Raw genomic sequence first — 19,050 nt, 5'->3', positions numbered from 1 at the left:
CCTCGTGCTCGGGGGAGGACCGCGAGCCGGGAGTCGGGTACATGAGCCTCATGCGGCGCACGGATCTGCCGCTGCCCGTGCTGGAGGATTTCCTCGGCTGAAAGCAAGCAGGCTGCGCGGAGGGCGCACCCCGGTGCGCGCGCCGATGAGCGCCCGGCCCGCCCCCGGCATGGTGGCGCCGGCGGTCAGAAGACCGACAGCCCGGTCAGGGTCGTGAAGCGGTCGAGCGCCGCCACGCCCGCCACCGAGTTGCCCCGCTCGTCGAGGCCCGGGCTCCACACGCACAGGGTGCAGCGGCCCGGGACGACCGCGATGATGCCACCTCCCACGCCGCTCTTGCCGGGCAGGCCCACCCGGTAGGCGAAGTCGCCCGCCGCGTCGTACGTGCCGCAGGTCAGCATGATCGCGTTGATCTGCTTGGCCTGGCTGCGCGAGAGCAGGCGGGTGCCGTCGGCGCGGATGCCGTGCCGGGCCAGGAAGCTCGTGGCGAGGGCGAGATCGGCGCAGGAGGCGGCGATGGAGCACTGGCGGAAGTACTGCTCCAGGAGCGTGGGCACGGGGTTGTCGATGTTGCCGTACGACGCCATGAAGTGGCCGAGCGCGGCGTTGCGGTCGCCGTGGGCGGACTCGGAGGCGGCGACCTCCTTGTCGAAGGTCAGGTCCGGATTGCCGCTCTCCGCCCGCAGGAACGCCAGCAGTTCACCCGAGGCGTCACCGGTCCGGGTGTGCAGCCGGTCGGTGACGACGAGGGCGCCGGCGTTGATGAACGGGTTGCGCGGGATGCCGTTCTCGTACTCCAGCTGCACCAGGGAGTTGAAGGGGTTGCCGGAGGGCTCGCGGCTCACGTGCTCCCACAGGGCGTCGCCCTCGCGGGCCAGGTCGAGGGCGAGGGTGAACACCTTGGTGAGGGACTGCGCGGAGAAGGGCTGCCGCCAGTCCCCCACCCCGTACACGGTGCCGTCGAGGTCGGCGACGGCCATGCCGAAGCGCCGCGGGTCGCAGGCGGCGAGCGCCGGGATGTAGTCGGCGGGCCGGCCGCGGCCGGGGGTTCGCTCGATCTCCTCGGCAATGCGCTCCAGGACCGGCTGGAAGGTGGTCGACGACGTCATGATCACCATTGTCCCTCCGTCGGTCCCGGTGTGCTCCGGCAGGTCAGGCCTGGGTCCGGCCGCTGCCCGCCAGGACCTCGGGGCGCAGCAGCCCGGCGAGTGTCTCGGCGGGCAACAGACCTTTCTCCAGGACCAGTTCGGCCACGCCCCGCCCGGTGGCCAGGGCCTCCTTGGCGATGTCGGTGGCGGCGGTGTAGCCGATGTGCGGGTTGAGGGCGGTCACCAGGCCGATGGAGTTCTCGACGCCGGCGCGCAGCGCCTCGGTGTTGGCGGTGATGCCGGACACGCAGCGCTCGGCCAGGGTCACGCACGCGTTGCGCAGGTGCGTGATGGACTCCGACAGGGAGTGCAGGATGATCGGCTCGAAGGCGTTGAGCTGGAGCTGTCCGGCCTCGGCGGCCATGGTGATGGTGACGTCGTTGCCGATCACCTCGAAGGCGACCTGGTTGACGACCTCGGGGATCACCGGGTTGACCTTGCCGGGCATGATGGACGAACCGGCCTGCACGGGCGGCAGGTTGATCTCGCCCAGGCCGGCGCGCGGGCCGGAGGACAGCAGCCGCAGGTCGTTGCAGGTCTTGGACAGCTTGACGGCGACGCGCTTGAGCACGCCGGACATCTGCACGAAGGCACCGCAGTCCTGGGTCGCCTCGACCAGGTTGGCCGCCGTGACCAGGGGCAGCCCGGTGATGGCCGCGAGGTGGCGGCGGGCGGCCTCGGCGTATCCGGCGGGGGCGTTGAGCCCGGTGCCGATCGCGGTCGCGCCCAGGTTGATCTCGTGGATCAGCCGGACGGCCTCGGCGAGGCGGGACCGGTCCTCGTCCAGCATGACGGCATAGGCCGAGAACTCCTGCCCCAGCGTCATGGGCACGGCGTCCTGCAACTGGGTACGGCCCATCTTGAGCACGTCGCGGAATTCGACGGCCTTGTGCGCGAACGTGTCCTGGAGGAGGGACATCGCGTCGAGCAGCCCGCGCACCGCGAACACCGTCGCGATCTTGACGGCGGTCGGATAGACGTCGTTGGTGGACTGGCCGAGGTTGACGTCCTCGTTCGGGTGCAGGAATGCGTACTCGCCCTTGGCGCGGCCCAGCAGTTCCAGCGCCCGGTTCGCCACGACCTCGTTGGCGTTCATGTTGGTGGAGGTGCCGGCGCCGCCCTGGACGACGTCCACGACGAACTGGTCGTGCAGCTCGCCGTCGCGGATCTCGCGGCAGGCCCCGACGATGGCGGCGGCCTTCTTGGGGTCCAGCAGGCCGAGTTCCTCGTTGGCGAGGGCGGCGGCCTCCTTGACGGCGGCGAGGGCGTCGATCAGGTGCGGGTAGGCGGAGATGGGCATGCCCGTGATGGGGAAGTTCTCCGTGGCGCGCAGGGTGTGCACACCCCAGTACGCCTCGGCGGGAACGTCACGGTCGCCGAGCAGGTCGTGCTCGGAGCGGGTGGCGGCGGTCATGACGGTGAGGGTCCTCTTCTCTGAGGTACAGGGTGGAAGCGCCCCTGAAGGGGCGCGGGGAACTGCGCGACCGGCCACAGCGGACCCGCAGCCGTCGGAGGGGAGATCCGGCAGGTCGTCAGGCGTGGGCCGTACCGGCGACCGGCTCCAGCGAGCGAACGGGCCGCACACGCCCGACCTCCCGCCCACCTCCGAGCAGCGGCTCACCCGCGAACTCGGTGAGCAGCTCCGGGTCGACGCCGGCCCGGGCCAACGCGGCGGCAGCCACCGGCACCCGCGCCCGGTTCGCCCCGTCGGCGATCTTCACGGCGACGGCCCGCCCGTCGGGCAGGGCGGCGACCTGGACGCCCTCGAAGCCGTCCTTGGTCAGCAGCCCCGGCACGGCCCGCATCAGCGCGGCGACGTCCCGGCCGGAGCCGGACGCCATCTCGGCGTGCTCCCGCATCGCGTCGGCGACCCGGGCCTCGGGTGTGCCCGGCGCCGCGGTGACGATCCGGGCGGTGGCCCGGGCCAGGCCGTGCAGCGAGAGGGAGAACAGGGGCGCCCCGCATCCGTCGACGGTGACCCGGGCGATGCGCTGCCCGGTGAGGTCCTCGACGATCTCGGCGACGGCCTGCTGGAGCGGGTGACCGGGGTCGAGGTAGTCCTCCAGGGACCAGCCGTTGAGGGCGCAGGTGTAGAGCATGGCGGCGTGCTTGCCGGAGCAGTTCTGGGCGAGCCGTGAGGGCATTCGGCCCTCGCGCACCCAGCCGTCCCGCACGACCGGGTCGAACGGCAGGTCGGGGACGTTGCGCAGGTGGTCCTCGGTGAGCCCGGCGAGTTCGAGGATGCGCCGGGTGCCGGCGAGGTGGCGTTCCTCGCCGGAGTGACTGGCGGCCGTCAGCGACAGCAGCTCGCCGTCGAGCGGCAGTCCCGCCCGGACCATGGCCACGGCCTGGACGGGCTTGATCGCGGAACGGGGGTAGAAGGCGGCCTCGATGTCCCCGATCTGGAGCGAGACCTCCCCGTCGGCGCCGAGGACGACGACGGAACCGTAGTGGATGCCTTCGACGATCCCGCCGCGGACGAGGTGGGCGACGGGGGCGTGGGCGGGTTCACGGACCAGGGGTGCGTCCGCGAGAGAGCTGCTGAACATCACTGCCTGCTTCTCGTGGAGCGGCGCGTTCCTCACGCGCCGGCTCCGGTGGTGGACTTGCGCGCGATACGGCCGCGGATGGCGAACCATCCGGCGACCAGGGCCCCGGCGATCAGCGGCAGGCACAGCACGGTGGTGCGGCCCGCGCCGCCGTCGGCGTACATGAGGACCAGGACGGAGGCGAGGAATGCCAGCGTCACGATCTCGGTCCAGGGGGAGCCCGGGAGCCGGTAGCCCGGGCGGGTCAGTTCGCCCCGCTGGGTCTTCTGCCAGAAGAGGAGGTGGCAGATCATGATCATGCCCCAGGTGGCGAGGATGCCGATGGCGGCGAAGTTCAGCACGATCTCGAACGCCTCGGCGGGCACGACGAAGTTGAGGCCGACGCCCAGCACGCAGATGCCGCTGGTGAGCAGGATGCCGCCGTAGGGGACCTGGCTGCGGCTCATCACGGAGGTGAACTGCGGCGCGGATCCGGCCATGGCCATGGAGCGCAGGATGCGGCCGGTGGAGTACAGGCCGGAGTTGAGGGAGGACATCGCGGCGGTGAGGACGACCAGGTTCATCACGCCGCCGGCCGCCGGGACGCCGATGTTGGACAGCACCGTCACGAAGGGGCTCTCACCGGCGGTGTACTTGTTCCAGGGCAGCAACATCGACAGCAGGACGACCGAGCCGACGTAGAAGACGCCGACGCGCCACATGATCGAGTTGATCGCCTTCGGCATGATCTTCTCGGGGTTCTCGGTCTCGCCGGCCGCGACGCCGACCAGTTCGACGGAGGCGTAGGCGAAGACGACGCCCTGGATGATCAGCAGCATGGGCAGCAGGCCGTGCGGGAAGAGGCCGCCGCTGTCGCCGATCAGGGACGGACCTGGGGTGTGGCCGTCGACGGGGTGCTGGGTGACCAGCAGGAAGATGCCGATGCACATGAAGACGACCAGGGCGCCGACCTTGACGATGGCGAACCAGAACTCCAGCTCGCCGAAGATCTTCACCGAGATCAGGTTCACGGTGAGCACCACGGCGAGGGCGATCAGCGCGATGACCCACTGGGGTACGTCGGAGAACATGCCCCAGTAGTGGGTGTAGGTGGCGACGGCGGTGATGTCGGCGATGCCGGTGGTGGCCCAGTTGAGGAAGTACATCCAGCCCGCGGTGTAGGCGCCCTTCTCCCCCATGAACTCGCGGGCGTAGGAGACGAAGGCGCCGGAGGAGGGCCGGTAGAGCACGAGTTCGCCGAGGGCGCGCACGACGAGGAAGGCGAAGAGGCCGCAGACGGCGTAGGCGATGAAGAGGGAGGGGCCGGCTTCGGCGAGGCGGCCCCCTGCGCCGAGGAAGAGGCCGGTGCCGATGGCTCCGCCGATGGCGATCATGTTGACGTGCCGGGACTTCAGGGACTTGCTGTAGCCCGCGTCTCCGGCGTCGACATGGATGGAACGTTTCTGCACATCGTCGTGCAGGGCCTGTTCGCTCACGCCTCGGTTCCGCCTTCCGTGGGGGTGTCCGTGTGCGACGCGCGCACGATGTCGGTGAGGGTCGTCTCGACGCGATCGAGGTGGTGGGCCATGGCCTCCACCGCGTCGTTCTCGGAACCGTCGACCAGGGCCTCGACGATCGCCCGGTGCTCGCGGTTGGACTGCTCGCGGCGGCCGCCCAGCTCGTTGAGGAAGGCGGACTGGCGGGCCAGCGCGTCCCGGATCTCCTCGATGACCCGGCGGAAGACCGGGTTCTGGGCCGCCTCGGCGACGGCGAGGTGGAACAGCGTGTCCATGGCCACCCACGCCGTGGTGTCCGTCTCCCGCTCCATGCGGTCGAGCAGGTGGGCGAGATGGTCGAGGTTCTCCGGGGTGCGGCGCCGGGCCGCGTACCCGGCGACCGGGATCTCGACGTGGCGGCGCACCTCCAGCAGGTCGCTGGCCGCGTAGTCACCGAAGGTGGGGTCCTCCACGGTGCTGGCCACCACGAAGGTGCCCTTGCCGGTCCGGGACACGGTCAGGCCCATGGTCTGCAGGGCCCGCAGCGCCTCGCGCAGCACCGGCCGGGAGACCTCCAGAGCACGGCACAGCTCCGCCTCGGAGGGGAGCTTGTCGCCGATGGCGTACTCGCCCCGTTCGATGGCGCCGCGCAAGTGCGCCAGCACCGCTTCCATGGCGCTGATGCGCCGCACGGGCTGTCCGGCTGTCCGGCTGTCTGACAGGTTCACGGGAGAGATACTCCGGGCCACGGCTCGTGCTGTCAAGGCGGAAGCGCCCCGAAGGGGCGCCGGGAACCTGCGCGACGGGCCGGGAGGCGCCGCAGACAGCCCACGGCGCCTCCCGGCAGACCTCTCAACTGTGCAGCACACCCGCTCCGAGCAGGCCGAACAGCAGCACTCCCACCAGGGTCCGGTAGATCACGAAGGCGTTGAAGGAGTGCTTGGCGACGAACTTCAGCAGCCAGGCGATGGAGGCGTAGGCCACGACGAACGACACGGCCGTGCCGACGGCGAGCGGAGCCGCGCCCACCCCGGCGCCCAGGGCGTCCTTCAGTTCGTAGAGGCCCGCACCGGTCAGGGCCGGGATGCCCAGGAAGAAGGAGAGCCGGGTGGCGGCGACGCGGTCCAGGTCGAGGATGAGCGCGGTGGACATGGTGGCGCCGGAGCGGGAGAAGCCGGGGAAGAGCAGGGCGAGGATCTGGGAGCTGCCGACCAGCATCGCGTCCCTGAACGAGGTGTCGTCCTCGCCGCGCTTGTGCCGGCCCATCCGGTCCGCCGCCCACATCACCCCACTGCCGACGATCAGCGAACCGGCCACCACCCACAGCGAGGCGAGCGGCCCCTCGATGAGCGGCTTGGCGGCGAGTCCGACGGCGACGATCGGGATGGTCGCGTAGATCACCCACCAGGCGAACCTGTAGTCGTGGTGGTACCGCTCCTCGCGGTCGCGCAGCCCCCGCCCCCACGCGGAGACGATCCGCACGATGTCCTTGAAGAAGTACACGAGCACCGCGGCGATCGCGCCGACCTGGATGACGGCCGAGAACCCGACCACGGCACTGTCGTCGACGGGGATGCCCATCAGCCCCTCGACGATCTTCAGATGGCCGGTGGAGGAGACGGGCAGGAACTCGGTCACCCCCTCGACGGCTCCGAGGACGACGGCCTGACCGACGCTGATGACGCTCATGGGATCCAGTTCTGCTCGAGGGAGGCGGGGGCGCAGCGCAATGTCCTACCCCACGCGGGTGAGGACGGCTCTCACGTGCACGTGGCGCGCTCCTGCCCCACCCGCACCCCTCGCGGCCCCTCACATGCGCACGAGCGCCGCCCCCGCGAACGCCGCCCCGACGCCGGCCACCACACTGGCCGCCACGTTGACGGCGGCCTGGCGTCGGGCCCCGGTCTCCGCCAGCCGCAGCGTCTCGTAGGAGAACGTCGAATAGGTCGTCAGGGCCCCGCACAGGCCGGTGCCGAGCAGCAGTTGCAGGTGGGTGGCGGCTCCGGTGAGCAGGCCGAGGACCAGCGAGCCGGTGACGTTCACCGTGAAGGTGCCCCAGGGGAAGACCGAGTCGTGCCGCGCCTGGACCGCCCGGTCGGTGAGGTAGCGCAGCGGGGCGCCGACCAGTGCGCCGCCGACGACCAGCAGCCAGTTCACAACGACTTCTTACCCTTCGTGTCCGTGGTGCCGGGCGTGTCGTCCCGGCCGGAGTACCGGATGATCTCGCAGTCGTCGAGGGTCACCAGTCCCTCGGTGACCAGTTCGTCGAGCTGCGGCAGGAAGGCCCGGACGCGTGGCTCGGCGTCGACGATCACCACAGCGATCGGCAGGTCCTCGCTCAGGGACAGCAACCGCGAGGTGTGGATCAGGGAGGACGCGCCGAAGCCCTCGATGCCGCGGAAGACACTGGCACCCGCGAGGCCCGCCGTGTGGGCCCGGTGGACGATCTCCGAGTACAGGGGCTTGTGGTGCCAGGTGTCGCTCTCGCCGATGAAGACGGTCAGGCGCAGGGCCCTGCCGGTCGGTCTCGTCATCGTCGCCTTCCTTTCAGGACGCGGCGGGTCGCTCCGGCCGCGAGCCACACCGCGGTGAGCGCCGCGAGGGGGGTCGCTGCGAGGTAGGCCAGACCGATGCCGACACGGCCGCCGTCGATGAGTGTCCGGACGTCGACGGCGTACGTCGAGAAGGTCGTGAAGCCGCCGAGGACGCCGGTGCCGAAGAAGGGGCGGACGAGGGGGTGGGCGGTCCGGATCTCGGTGACGACCACCATGAACACGCCGATCACGGCGCAGCCGACGATGTTGACGCAGAGGGTCCACCAGGGGAAGCCGTCCGGGGGCGTGGGCCAGAGGAGGGAGGCGGCGTACCGGGCGGCCGCGCCCACTCCCCCGCCGAGCGACACGACCGCGACGCCGGGTGCCTGGGCGCGCCAGGGAGACTGTCGCGGAGTGGTGGAGGCCTGCACACGGAGGCTCTCGGGGGATGTCATGGGGAGGTGTCTCCTACTCGCCGGGAGCCCGGGTCGTACGGGCGCGTGCCGTCGCAAGTAGGGACCGTTGGCGGCGTCGCTGCCGCGGTTCGGGTACGGCGGGCCCCACCGCCGCGCCGCGAGGGACCGCGGCCGGAGTTCAGGTTAACCCCGGGTGCGGGGCGGGGTCACCCCGAGGCGGGCGGTGGTGGTCACTCCGGGGTGGGCGGTGGAGGTCACCTCGGGGTGGGCGCTTCGCAGACCGCCACGCCCCGCTCCCAGACGCTGCCCAGGATCAGGTGCCCGCCCGCTTCGCAGACGCTGGTGGGCATGCGGTAGCCGGAGCGGCGGCGGGCGAGGTGGTGGACGACGCGGCCCTGGTCGTCGAAGGCCTGGAGGGCGATCGTGCCGGTGGGCCGGAACGGGGCGCGCACGGCCACCCGGGCGGCGGCGGCGCGGACGCCGGGCGCGCCGCGGTGGAGCAGGTCGAGGGCCGGAACGCGGGGTCCGGCGAGCGCGACCCAGATCGGTCCGTCGGGTGCGCCGCGCCAGAGGTTGTCGGGCATGCCCGGGAGGTTCTCGGCGAATGGCTCGCTGCGCCCGGCCTTTGGCCCCGTGAGCCAGTGGCGCAGGAGCCGGCAGGCGCCGGTCTCGGCGACGACGAGGAAGGACTCGTCCGCGCCGACGGCGATCCCGTTGGCGAACTGCAGGCCGTCCAGCACCACCTCGGGGGTGTCACCGCCGGGGGCGAGCCGCAGCAGCCGGCCCGTGCCGGTGTGTTCGACGATGTCGCCGATCCACTGTTCCAGGGGGTAGCGGCGACTGGAGACGGTGAAGTAGACGCTGCCGTCGGAGAGGGCCACGGCATTGCTGCAGAAGCGCAGCGGCTCCCCCGCCACCGAGTCGGCGAGGATGCGCACCGTGCCGTCACCGGTGTCGACGCGCAGCAGGCCGCGCTCCGCGTCGCACACCAGCAGGTCCCCGTCCGGCAGGAGTTCGAGGCCGAGCGGCCTGCCGCCGGTTTCGGCGATCACCTCGACACGGGCCGCGACCGGGTCGGCGAGGGCGTCGAGTCGCAGGATGCGGCCGTCCGCGACGCCGGTGAGGACGCGGCCGCGCGGGTCGGCGACCACGTCCTCGGGGCCGTGGCCCACCGCGACGTAGTGGCGGGGGACGAGTGCCGTGGGACGGTCCATCGCGCGCGTGTCCTTCACCTCGTAAGGGATACCGCTGTACCGGGACGCCCGCCGGCCCCTGGCGCCTACCAGCCCTTCTCGAACATCCGGGCCACGTCGGCGATGCGCATGTCGTCGCGGTGGTAGCGCACGCGGCCCGCGGCCCTGCTGGTGCGCAGCATGCCGGTGGCCTCCAGCAGCCGGAGGTGGGTGGCGGCGGCGGGGCGCGGGATCGAGAACCGCTCGGCGACGGCGTCCGCGGTGACACCGTCGGCCGCGCGAGCGGGGTCCTTCAGCCAGGCCAGGATCCGGAGCCGCGTCTCGTCCGTGGGAGTCCTCAGCATGTCGTGCCCCTGCCTCGCGCTTCGCCCTCTCACCGCGTCTTCCCACTGTCTCGCAGTCGATGCCGTCGCGTCCGGGACTCGGCATCGTTGACCGATACCGAACTGCCTCGGCGGGAGGCGGAGTTCGCACGTGGATGCGACCCGAGGGGAGGGGCCCGGAGAGCGGGCTCCTCCCCCGCGCGCTCAGCGGTGACGGAACCAGGACATCGAGGACAGCGCCCGGTCGTCGTAGCCGAACAGCGCCTGGTTCTCCCAGCCGTTGCCGGAGGCGGCGTCGGTCGGGTCCCAGCCGTTGCCGGGCACCGCGGTCCAGGTCGCCTCCCAGTAGAAGATGCCCAGGCCACGGCCGTTCGGGACGGCCTCCACGATGCTCGCCATGTCGTTCATCCACCGGGTCTGGCCGGCCACGCTCGCCGGGTAGCCGGGGACCAGTTCGCCGCCGGTGTCGATGATGTTCTCGTGCGCGTCCTCGCTGTCGAGGCGGAACGGGTAGGCGGTCTCGGCGACGAAGACCGGCTTGCCGTAGCGGGCGGCCGCGTCATCGAGGGTCGTCTGGAAGTCGGCCAGGCTGCCGTGCCAGTAGCCGTAGAAGGACAGGCCGATGGCGTCGAACCGCACACCGTTGGAGCGTGCGCTGTCGAACCACCGGCGGGTGCCCTCCAGGTCACCGCCCTCGGCGAGGTGCAGGGCCACGGTGGTGGAGGGACTCACCGCCTTGACCGCGTCGTAGCCGGAGTTGAGCAGACCGGCCAGTTGCGTCCAGTTCGCGGTGGATCCCTCGTTCCAGAGCATGCCGCCGTTGATCTCGTTGCCGACCTGGACCATGTCGGCGGTGGTGCCCTGCGCCTTCAGGGCGTTCAGCACGTCGTACGTGTGGTGGTACACGTCCGTCTTCAGTTGACCGTAGGAGTGTCCGGCCCAGGCGACGGGCTTGTCCTGGCGTCCCGGGTCGGCCCAGAAGTCCGAGTAGTGGAAGTCGACCAGCAACTTCATGCCCTGGGCCTTGACCCGCTTGGCCGTGGCCAGGACACGGGCCTTGTCGTGGTAGCCGTCGGCCGGGTTCACCCAGACCTTGAGGCGGGCGTAGTTCATGCCGTTCGACTTGAGGACGGCGAGGGGGTCGCCGGCGGTGCCCGAGCTGTCGCGGTAGACGCCGCCCTTGGCCTCGCTCTTGGCCAGGGACGAGATGTCGGCGCCCTTGATCGACGTACCGGACGTGCCGGACGTGAAGGTCAGGTCGTCGACATTGATCCAGTTGCCCGCGTTCGCGTCACTGTTGACGCTGATCGTGCACTGGTTGCCGGTCACCCGGACCGGCACCACGATCCGGATCCACCCACTGGCCGAGACCGGCACGTCGGTGCGCTGCTCGGCGCCGCCGCAGTTCTTCAGCGCGATGAAGGCGGACTTCTGCCCGCCGCCGGAGCGCACCCAGGCGGTGAGCTTGTAGTTCCCGTTGGCGAGTCCGGACAGGTACTGGTACGTCTCCACCTTGTAGGCCGACGAGGCCCAGTGGCTGAGGCGGTAGCTGCCGCCGTGGCCGCCGGACTCGGTGAACGAGGCGCCGGTGTCACCGTGTTCGGACCAGCCGCTCGGGGTGGCGGCGCCCGCGCCGCCGGCTTCGAAACCGCCGTTGGTCAGCGTGCTCGCGGCCTGTGCCGAGGTGGCGGGCAGGGCGGTGAGGGCGAGGCCCGCGGCGAGCGGGAGCAGCAGGGCCCTGAGCGTGCGTCTGGGATGGAACATCGTCGTCCGTCGTCCCTTCGACGTGAGGATGGGGGAGTTCCTCTCACCCGGGGGGCAGGTGAGGACCCTCCGCCCGCGGCTCGTGGCTCGCGCGGGCGGAGGGAGTCGGTTCAGCCGTCGAGCCGGACGACCCGGACGGCTCCGGCCGGGACCGCCAGGCGGCCGGCGGCGCGTTCACCGGTCAGCAGTTCGGTGCCGGGCGTCTCCAGGGGCACCTTGGCGTCGGAGCCGGTGTGGTTGACGGCGAACAGGTAGGTGCCCGACTCGCCGGTACGGCGGACCACTTCGACGTCACGGGGCAGCTCGGTGCGCGGACCGAGCCGCGCGTCCTCGCTCGCCCGGCCGAGCAGTGTGTCGAGGCCGTCGGCACCCAGCCGGGTGGAGACGTACCAGGCGGTGCCCTCGCCGAGGCGGTGCCGGGTCACCGCGGGCCGGCCGGCGGCGAGGCCGTCGGCGTAGGTCAGGACGGTCTCGGCGCCGCGCGGCACCACGAACTCCGTCCACACGTCGGCGGACAGCTCGGTTCCGTCGGGGCCGGTGACACGCACCCGTTCGCCGGGCAGCAACGGCGAGAACTCCTCGACGGTGAGGCCGAGGACGTCCCGCAGCGGGCCCGGGTAGGCGCCCTCGTGGACGGTGTCGTGCTCGTCGACGATGCCGGAGAAGCAGGAGACGACCAGCGTGCCGCCGTTCTCGACGTACGAGGTCAGGTTGCGTCCGGCCGCCTCCGTCATCAGGTACAGGGCCGGTACGACGACCAGGGGATACCTCGACAGGTCGGCTTCGGGGTGGGCGAAGTCGACGGTGAGGTGGCGGTCGTACAGGGCCTCGTAGAACGAGTCGGCGCGCTCGCGGGCGTCGTGGTCGACGCTGGGGCGCCAGTCGAGGCTCTGCGCCCACCAGGAGTGCCAGTCCCACAGCACGGCCACGTCGGCCTGCGTGCGGGTGCCGCGGATCTCGCTCAACGCCTGGACGGCGGCGCCGAGTTCGACGACCTCGCGCCACACCCGGGTGTCGGTGCCGCCGTGCGGGACCATCGCCGAGTGGAACTTCTCGGCGCCGCGCCGGGACTGGCGCCACTGGAAGAACAGGGCGCCGTCGGAGCCGCGGGCCACGTGGGCGAGGGAGTTGCGGGCCATCTGGCCGGGGGCCTTGGCCGGGTTGCGCGGTTGCCAGTTGACGCCCGAGGTGGAGTGCTCTAGCAGCAGCCAGGGCGCGCCGCCCGCGACGGAACGGGTGAGGTCCGCGGCCATGGCCAGGTTGACGTGGGTGCGCCGGCCGTCGGTGATCAGGTAGTGGTCGTTGGTGACGAGGTCGACCTCGCGGCCCCAGGCCCAGTAGTCGACCGAGTCGCACTGGCTGAGCGCCGTCATGAAGTTGGTGGTGACCGGGACGCCCGGCGAGAGGCGGTGCAGGATGTCCCGTTCGCTGACGAAGTTCTCGCGCATGGTGGCGTCGGCGAACCGCTTGTAGTCCAGCGCCTGGGCCGGGTTGACGGCCGCGGGGGTGAGCCGGGGCGGCTCGATGTCCTCGAAGTCACCGTAGCGCTGGCCCCAGAAGGCGGTGCCCCAGGCCTCGTTGACCGCGTCGACCGTACCGTACGTGGCCGCGAGCCAGCGGCGGAAGTGGGCGGCGCAGGAGTCGCAGTAGCAGGCCGATACGGGGACGCCGTACTCGTTGTGCACGTGCCACATCGCCAGCGCCGGGTGGTCGCCGTAACGCTCGGCGAGCTGGTGCGTGATGGATGCCGCGGCCGCGCGGTAGTCGGCGTTGCTGTGGCAGATGGCCGCGCGGGAGCCGAACGCGTAGCGCACGCCCTCGGCGGTCACGGGCAGTGCTTCGGGGTGGGCCCGGTAGAACCAGACGGGCGGCACGACGGTGGGGGTGCCGAGGTCGACGCGGATGCCGTGCTCGTGCAGCAGGTCCAGGAGCCGGTCCATCCAGCCGAAGTCGTACCTGCCCGGTGAGGGCTCCAGCAGCGCCCAGGAGAAGATCCCGACGCTCACCAGGGTGACGCCGGCCTCCCGCATCAGCCGGACGTCGTCCTGCCAGACGCTTTCCGGCCACTGCTCGGGGTTGTAGTCCCCACCGAAGGCGAGCCTGGTGAGGCCCCTGGGGGTGGTCTCCGGCATGGATGGTCTCCCGGTCGATCGATCAAATGGGAACGTTCACACACGCCGATGCGGCGCTGAGCCCAACATAACCGCACAGCAACAACCATTGACAAGTGTCCTGGATGTTTCTCTACTGTGAACGCTCACAGAAGCATGGCAGGGTCCCCGCAGCAGGCGAGGACCCCAGGTCAGGGGAGAGATCCATGCCGTACACGAAGCGCCGCCGCCTCGTGACAACCGCCGTCGCCGTCGCGCTCGGCGCCACCACCCTCGCCGCCTGCGGCTCCGGGAACGGGGACAGCGAGACCGAGTCGGGACCGGTCTCGCTGACCTACTGGACCTGGACGCCCGGCATGGACAAGGTCGTGGACCTGTGGAACAAGGGACCGGGCAAGAAGAACCGGATCACCGTCACGGTGAAGAAGCAGGCCTCCGGTGACGCACTCGTCACCAAGATCCTCACCGCGCACAAGGCGGGCAAGGCACCCGACCTGGTGCAGGCCGAGTACCAGGCGCTGCCCACCCTGGTCAGCAACGACGCGCTCGCGGACATATCCGGCGACGTGGGTGACGCGAAGAGCGGCTTCGCCGACGGGGTCTGGCAGCAGACGACGCTGGGCACGGACGCGGTCTACGCCGTCCCGCAGGACATCGGGCCGATGATGTTCTACTACCGCGCGGACCTGTTCGAGAAGTACGGCCTCACCGTGCCCACGACCTGGGACGAGTTCGCGCGGACGGCCCGCGAGCTGAAGAAGGCGGCCCCGGAGAAGGACCTGACCACCTTCTCCGCCAGCGACTCCGGCCTCTTCGCCGGCCTCGCCCAGCAGGCGGGCGCGAAGTGGTGGACGACCTCCGGCGACCAGTGGAAGGTCTCCATCAACGACGCGGCGACGCGGAAGGTCGCGAAGTTCTGGGGCGGCCTGGTGAAGGAGGGCGCCATCGACAACCAGCCGATGTACACCCCGGCCTGGAACAAGGCGCTCAACACCGGCAAGCAGATCGCCTGGGTCAGCGCCGTGTGGGCACCGGGCACGCTCACCACCGCCGCGCCCGACACCAAGGGCAAGTGGGCCATGGCCCCGCTCCCCCAGTGGTCCGCGAGCGAGAACCGCACCGGCAGCTGGGGCGGCTCCTCCACCGGCGTCACCACCGACTCCGAACACCGGGAGGCCGCCGCCGAGTTCGCCACCTGGCTCAACACCGACGGCGAGGCCCTGAACGCGCTGGCCAAGGAGAGCGGCATCTACCCGGCCGCCACCAACGCCCAGACCAGCGGCGCCTTCCTCAAGCCGCCGGCCTACTTCTCGCACCAGGCCGACTTCTACACCAAGGCCGCCGACATCGCGGAGACCACCGCGCCCTCCGCCTGGGGCCCGAACGTCAACGTCGCCTACACGGCCTTCAAGGACGCCTTCGGCGCCGCCGCGAAGAACAAGTCCGACTTCGTTACCGCTCTGAACACCATGCAGGACGACACCGTCGCCGACATGAAGAAGCAGGGCTTCGGGGTCGCGCGGTGAAAGCCACGGCACGCCGGCGGTCGTACGGGGTCAAGGGGGCCCCGTACGACCGCCCTCCCACCACCACCCTCGAACGAGCGCGAAGCGCCCCCTATGTCTTCCTCCTCCCCGCGACGATCTTGTTCGCCCTGTTCTTCGCCCTCCCCATCGGTTACGCGCTCTGGCTGAGCTTCCGCAAGGTGCGGGTCTCCGGCCTCGGCCTCGGCTCCGGCGCCCGCACGGAGGTCTGGGCCGGTGCGGAGAACTACACCGACGCCCTCTCCGACAGCGAACTGCTGCACGGCGCCCTGCGTGTGCTCGGCTACGGCTGCATCGTCGTGCCCGTCATGCTCGGCCTGGCCCTGCTGTTCGCGCTGATGCTCGACTCGGAGAAGGTGCGGCTCGCACCCGCCACGCGGCTCGCGATCTTCCTGCCGTACGCCATCCCCGGTGTGGTGGCGGCGCTGCTGTGGGGCTTTCTCTACCTGCCGGACGTCAGCCCCTTCTACTTCGTCCTCGACAAGCTCGGGATGCCGCAGCCGGACCTGCTGGACGGCGGGCCGCTGTACCTGGCCCTGTCCAACATCGCGGTCTGGGGCGGCACCGGCTTCAACATGATCGTCATCTACACCTCGCTGCGGGCGATCCCGGCGGAGGTGTACGAGGCGGCGAAGCTGGACGGCGCCACCCCGCGCCAGATCGCCCTGCGCATCAAGATCCCGATGGTGGCGCCCTCGCTGGTGCTGACCTTCTTCTTCTCGATCATCGCGACGCTCCAGGTGTTCAACGAGCCGACCACCCTCAAGCCGCTCACCAACTCCGTGTCCACCACGTGGAGTCCGCTGATGAAGGTGTACCGGGACGCCTTCGGCGAAGGTGACATCCACGGAGCCGCGGCGCAGGCCGTGATCATCGCCTTCGCCACACTCCTCCTCTCCTTCGGCTTCCTGCGGGCCGCGAACCGTCGTCACAAGCAGGAGGCCGCTCGATGAGCTCCCTCGCCGTCCCCCAGGCCGAGCCGGTGGCGGGCAGCGCGCCCGGCACCGCCCGGGAACGCCCGCCGCTGCGCCGCAGGATCGCCCTGATTCCCACGGTCACGCTGCTGCTCGGCGCGCTCTACTGTCTGCTGCCGGTCGCCTGGGTGGTCATCGCCGCCACCAAGTCCGGGCGTGAGCTGTTCTCCACCTTCACGTTCCTGCCGGGCACGGGCTTCGCCGGCAACCTCCGGGACCTCAACGCCTATCGAGACGGCGTCTACTGGCAGTGGATGGGCAACTCCGCGCTGTACGCCGGTCTCGGGGCCCTGCTGTCGGCGTGCGTGTCGGCGGTGAGCGGCTACGCGCTCGCGATCTACCGCTTCCGGGGCCGCGAGACGCTCTTCAACGTGCTGCTCGCGGGGGTGCTGATGCCGCCGGTGATCCTCGCCGTCCCGCAGTACCTGCTGCTGGCGAAGGCAGACCTCACCGACTCCTATCTGTCCGTCCTGCTGCCGCAGATCCTCTCCCCGTACGGCGTCTACCTCGCGCGGATCTACGCCGCCGCCGCGGTGCCCGCCGACGTGGTCGAGGCGGGACGCATGGACGGGGCGAGCGAGTGGCGGATCTTCACACGCATCGCGCTGCCGATGATGATCCCGGGCATGGTGACGGTGTTCCTGTTCCAGTTCGTGGCGATCTGGAACAACTTCCTGCTCCCCTACATCATGCTCAGCGACGACGAGAAGTTCCCGATCACGCTCGGCCTGTTCACCTTGCTGGAGCAGGGCGCCAACACCCCGGCGCTGTACACCCTGGTGATCACGGGCGCGCTCCTCGCGGTACTCCCGCTGGTCGTCCTCTTCCTGGTCATCCAGCGGTTCTGGAGTCTGGATCTGCTCTCCGGAGCCGTAAAGTCATGACCATGAACGCTGCGGGAGGCAGGCGCAGGCCGCCCACGATCCACGATGTGGCGCGCGAGGCGGGAGTCTCGCGCGGCACCGTCTCGCGCGTGCTCAACGGCGGCCACTACGTCAGCCCGGCCGCCCAGGAGGCGGTCAACGCGGCCATCCGCAGAACGGGTTACGTGGTCAACCGGCACGCCCGCTCCCTGATCACCGGGCGCTCCGACTCGGTCGGTTTCCTGCTCACGGAGCCGCAGGAGCGGTTCTTCGAGGACCCCAACTTCAATGTGCTGCTGCGCGGGTGCACCCAGGCGCTCGCCGCGCACGACATTCCGCTGCTGCTGATGCTGGCGGGCACCGAGGACGAACGACGGCGGATCACGCGCTACATCACCGCCGGGCATGTCGACGGGGTGCTGCTGGTCTCCAGCCACTCCGGCGATCCGGTCGCCGAGCGGCTGCGCGAGGCAGGGGTGCCGCTGGTCGCGTGCGGGAAGCCGATCGGGCTGGCGTCCAAGGTGAGTTATGTGGCGGCCGACGACCGTGACGGGGCCCGCGACATGGTGCGCCACCTGCTGTCGCTCGGACGGCGCCGGGTGGGCACGGTCACCGGTCCGCTGGACACTCCCGGTGGGGTCGAGCGGCTCGCCGGCTACAAGGAGGTGCTCGCGGAGGCCGGCCTGGAGTTCGAGAAGCGACTGGTCGTCTCCGGCGACTACAGCCGCGCGAGCGGCGAGGCGGGCGCCGAGCGGCTGCTGGCGCAGGCCCCGGACGTCGACGCGGTGTTCGTGGCGTCCGACCTCATGGCGCAGGGCGTGCTCGCGGCGCTGCAGCGGGCCGGGCGGCGGGTGCCGCAGGACGTGGCGGTCGGCGGCTTCGACGACTCCCCGGCCGCCGTGGCCACCAGCCCCGAACTGACGACCATCCGGCAGCCCTGGGACCGCATCAGCGCCGAGATGGTGCGGGTACTGCTCGCGCAGATCGGGGGCGAGGACCCGGCTGCGGTGATCCTGCCGACGGAACTGGTGACGCGGGATTCGACCTAGGGCCGAGCTCCGCCCGAGCCCCTACTGCATGCACGGTCATTGAAACCCCGCGCCGGTGTTACCGTTCCGGTATGGCGTCGAAAACGGCCGACGGGCAGCTCGAGGAGCGGTGGCGGGACATCCTGTCGACGCATGCCCGCACGCTGTGCGAGATCGACCGCGCCCTGCATCCGCACGGTCTCGGCGCGTCCGACTTCGAGGTCCTGGACATGCTCGCGACCTCGGCGCCCGAGGAGGGCGAGCAGTGCCGGGTGCAGAACCTCGTGGGGCGCGTCCACCTCAGCCAGAGCGCGCTGTCGCGCCTGATCGCCCGGCTGGAGAAGGACGGGCTGGTGACCCGGTCGGTGTGCGCGGAGGACCGGCGGGGCGTGTGGGTCTCCCTGACGTCCAAGGGTCGTGACCTGCACGCCGAGGTGCTGCCCCTGCAACGGGCGGCACTGGCCCGGACGCTGGGCGGCTGAGCCCCCCGGGCCCGGGCCGGGCCGGTCGCCTCACTGACGTGCCAGCAGGGTGCGGACTCCCTCCGAGGTGAGTGTCAGGCGGTGCTCCGAGCTGCCGTCGATGGTGAGCGACAGGTCGTCGGCCGGCCACTGCGCGGCGAGGGCGCCGAGCGGCACCAGGCGGTAGCGGGAGACGAACGGCAGCAGCCCGGCCATCTCCACCTCGGAGGTGAACACGGGCACCACCGGTTCGCCACCCGGCTGCTCCAGCACCGGCAACGCCACCGCCGTGGGATTGGCGTCGGCGTCGCCCGCGTCGTCGGGCACGGGGATGAGCACGTCGCTGTTGGCGAGCGCGTCCAGAGCCGCCGCGTCCTCGGTGTTCTCGGCGAGGACGTCCAGAGCCCGCTGGGCGGGCGTGGGCGTGGGGTCGTTTGCAGGTGTCTCCATGGCAGATTCCCTGATAGCGGCGGTCGTGCGGCCAACCCGGGGCAAGATCCGCCCCCGGGTGCGGTCCTGCTCGCGTACCCGAACGGGCACGGGGCAACCCTGGTGGGCCTCCGGGTTTCGTGGAGGCGCGGGAGAGATCTCGTGGGCCGGGCGCCCGCGGAGACGAGTGGTGCCGGAGAACCATCGGTCCCCCGCCGGTGCGCCGACGGGAGCGCCG

The 19,050-nt window shown here is 71.0% G+C and carries 19 protein-coding genes; 5 read left to right on the top strand and 14 right to left on the bottom strand.

The genetic code is table 11. From position 1 onward, the window contains the following. Positions 1-185: 185 nt before the first annotated feature. The 13 genes from QNO09_RS05980 to QNO09_RS05920 form a co-directional block, all read right to left on the bottom strand. Positions 186-1,118 carry a glutaminase gene (locus QNO09_RS05980; RefSeq protein WP_283968985.1) on the bottom strand — a complete coding sequence of 311 codons (933 nt, stop codon included), beginning with the start codon at positions 1,116-1,118 and terminating at the stop codon, positions 186-188. Between the two features lie 34 nt (positions 1,119-1,152). Further along, entirely contained in the window at positions 1,153-2,562 is a 1,410-nt protein-coding gene (gene aspA / locus QNO09_RS05975) for an aspartate ammonia-lyase (protein ID WP_283968984.1), read from the bottom strand. Positions 2,563-2,680: 118 nt separating this feature from the next. Then, positions 2,681-3,697: an asparaginase gene (locus QNO09_RS05970; RefSeq protein ID WP_283969189.1), complete on the bottom strand. Its 1,017-nt coding sequence runs from the start codon at positions 3,695-3,697 to the stop codon at positions 2,681-2,683. Between the two features lie 32 nt (positions 3,698-3,729). Further along, positions 3,730-5,172, bottom strand: coding sequence for an amino acid permease (locus tag QNO09_RS05965; protein ID WP_283968983.1), 1,443 nt, complete (start codon positions 5,170-5,172; stop codon positions 3,730-3,732). After that, positions 5,169-5,846: a FadR/GntR family transcriptional regulator gene (locus tag QNO09_RS05960; protein WP_283969188.1), complete on the bottom strand. Its 678-nt coding sequence runs from the start codon at positions 5,844-5,846 to the stop codon at positions 5,169-5,171. Before QNO09_RS05960 ends, QNO09_RS05965 begins: the two co-directional genes overlap by 4 nt. Positions 5,847-6,024: 178 nt before the next feature. Next, a complete protein-coding gene (locus tag QNO09_RS05955) occupies positions 6,025-6,861 on the bottom strand; it encodes an undecaprenyl-diphosphate phosphatase (protein ID WP_283968982.1) in 837 nt (278 codons plus the stop codon). 120 nt (positions 6,862-6,981) lie between these two features. Continuing rightward, a complete protein-coding gene (locus tag QNO09_RS05950) occupies positions 6,982-7,329 on the bottom strand; it encodes a fluoride efflux transporter FluC (RefSeq protein WP_283968981.1) in 348 nt (115 codons plus the stop codon). After that, positions 7,326-7,706 carry a DUF190 domain-containing protein gene (locus QNO09_RS05945; protein ID WP_283968980.1) on the bottom strand — a complete coding sequence of 127 codons (381 nt, stop codon included), beginning with the start codon at positions 7,704-7,706 and terminating at the stop codon, positions 7,326-7,328. Before QNO09_RS05945 ends, QNO09_RS05950 begins: the two co-directional genes overlap by 4 nt. Further along, on the bottom strand, positions 7,703-8,161 hold the full coding sequence (crcB, locus tag QNO09_RS05940; protein WP_283968979.1) for a fluoride efflux transporter CrcB: 459 nt from the start codon (positions 8,159-8,161) through the stop codon (positions 7,703-7,705). Before crcB ends, QNO09_RS05945 begins: the two co-directional genes overlap by 4 nt. Before the next feature lie 215 nt (positions 8,162-8,376). After that, a complete protein-coding gene (locus QNO09_RS05935; RefSeq protein WP_283968978.1) occupies positions 8,377-9,336 on the bottom strand; it encodes an SMP-30/gluconolactonase/LRE family protein in 960 nt (319 codons plus the stop codon). Positions 9,337-9,401: 65 nt separating this feature from the next. Continuing rightward, entirely contained in the window at positions 9,402-9,659 is a 258-nt protein-coding gene (locus QNO09_RS05930) for an ArsR/SmtB family transcription factor (protein ID WP_283968977.1), read from the bottom strand. A gap of 183 nt (positions 9,660-9,842) precedes the next feature. Beyond that, positions 9,843-11,402: a glycoside hydrolase family 53 protein gene (locus QNO09_RS05925; protein WP_283968976.1), complete on the bottom strand. Its 1,560-nt coding sequence runs from the start codon at positions 11,400-11,402 to the stop codon at positions 9,843-9,845. Between the two features lie 110 nt (positions 11,403-11,512). Further along, positions 11,513-13,534, bottom strand: a complete 2,022-nt coding sequence (locus QNO09_RS05920) for a beta-galactosidase (protein WP_283968975.1) — start codon at positions 13,532-13,534, stop codon at positions 11,513-11,515. Positions 13,535-13,719: 185 nt separating this feature from the next. On the opposite strand from QNO09_RS05920, the gene QNO09_RS05915 reads away from it, so the two are divergent. The 5 genes from QNO09_RS05915 (at position 13,720) to QNO09_RS05895 (ending at position 18,404) form a co-directional block, all read left to right on the top strand. After that, a complete protein-coding gene (locus QNO09_RS05915) occupies positions 13,720-15,039 on the top strand; it encodes an ABC transporter substrate-binding protein (RefSeq protein ID WP_283968974.1) in 1,320 nt (439 codons plus the stop codon). After that, positions 15,036-16,010 carry a carbohydrate ABC transporter permease gene (locus QNO09_RS05910; protein WP_283968973.1) on the top strand — a complete coding sequence of 325 codons (975 nt, stop codon included), beginning with the start codon at positions 15,036-15,038 and terminating at the stop codon, positions 16,008-16,010. Before QNO09_RS05915 ends, QNO09_RS05910 begins: the two co-directional genes overlap by 4 nt. Continuing rightward, complete coding sequence (locus QNO09_RS05905) at positions 16,007-16,915, top strand: carbohydrate ABC transporter permease (protein ID WP_283968972.1); 909 nt, start codon at positions 16,007-16,009, stop codon at positions 16,913-16,915. Before QNO09_RS05910 ends, QNO09_RS05905 begins: the two co-directional genes overlap by 4 nt. Next, complete coding sequence (locus QNO09_RS05900) at positions 16,912-17,943, top strand: LacI family DNA-binding transcriptional regulator (RefSeq protein ID WP_283968971.1); 1,032 nt, start codon at positions 16,912-16,914, stop codon at positions 17,941-17,943. Before QNO09_RS05905 ends, QNO09_RS05900 begins: the two co-directional genes overlap by 4 nt. 71 nt (positions 17,944-18,014) lie before the next feature. Further along, positions 18,015-18,404 carry a MarR family winged helix-turn-helix transcriptional regulator gene (locus tag QNO09_RS05895; protein ID WP_283968970.1) on the top strand — a complete coding sequence of 130 codons (390 nt, stop codon included), beginning with the start codon at positions 18,015-18,017 and terminating at the stop codon, positions 18,402-18,404. Between the two features lie 30 nt (positions 18,405-18,434). Here the strand turns inward: QNO09_RS05895 and QNO09_RS05890 are convergent, their stop codons facing one another. Continuing rightward, complete coding sequence (locus QNO09_RS05890) at positions 18,435-18,833, bottom strand: SseB family protein (protein WP_283968969.1); 399 nt, start codon at positions 18,831-18,833, stop codon at positions 18,435-18,437. Between the last annotated feature and the right edge of the window lie 217 nt (positions 18,834-19,050).

The sequence above is a fragment of the Streptomyces sp. 378 genome, assembly GCF_030124145.1.
In the GTDB taxonomy this organism is placed as follows: Bacteria; Actinomycetota; Actinomycetes; order Streptomycetales; family Streptomycetaceae; genus Streptomyces.
This window is presented reverse-complemented; position numbering and strand designations above follow the sequence as displayed.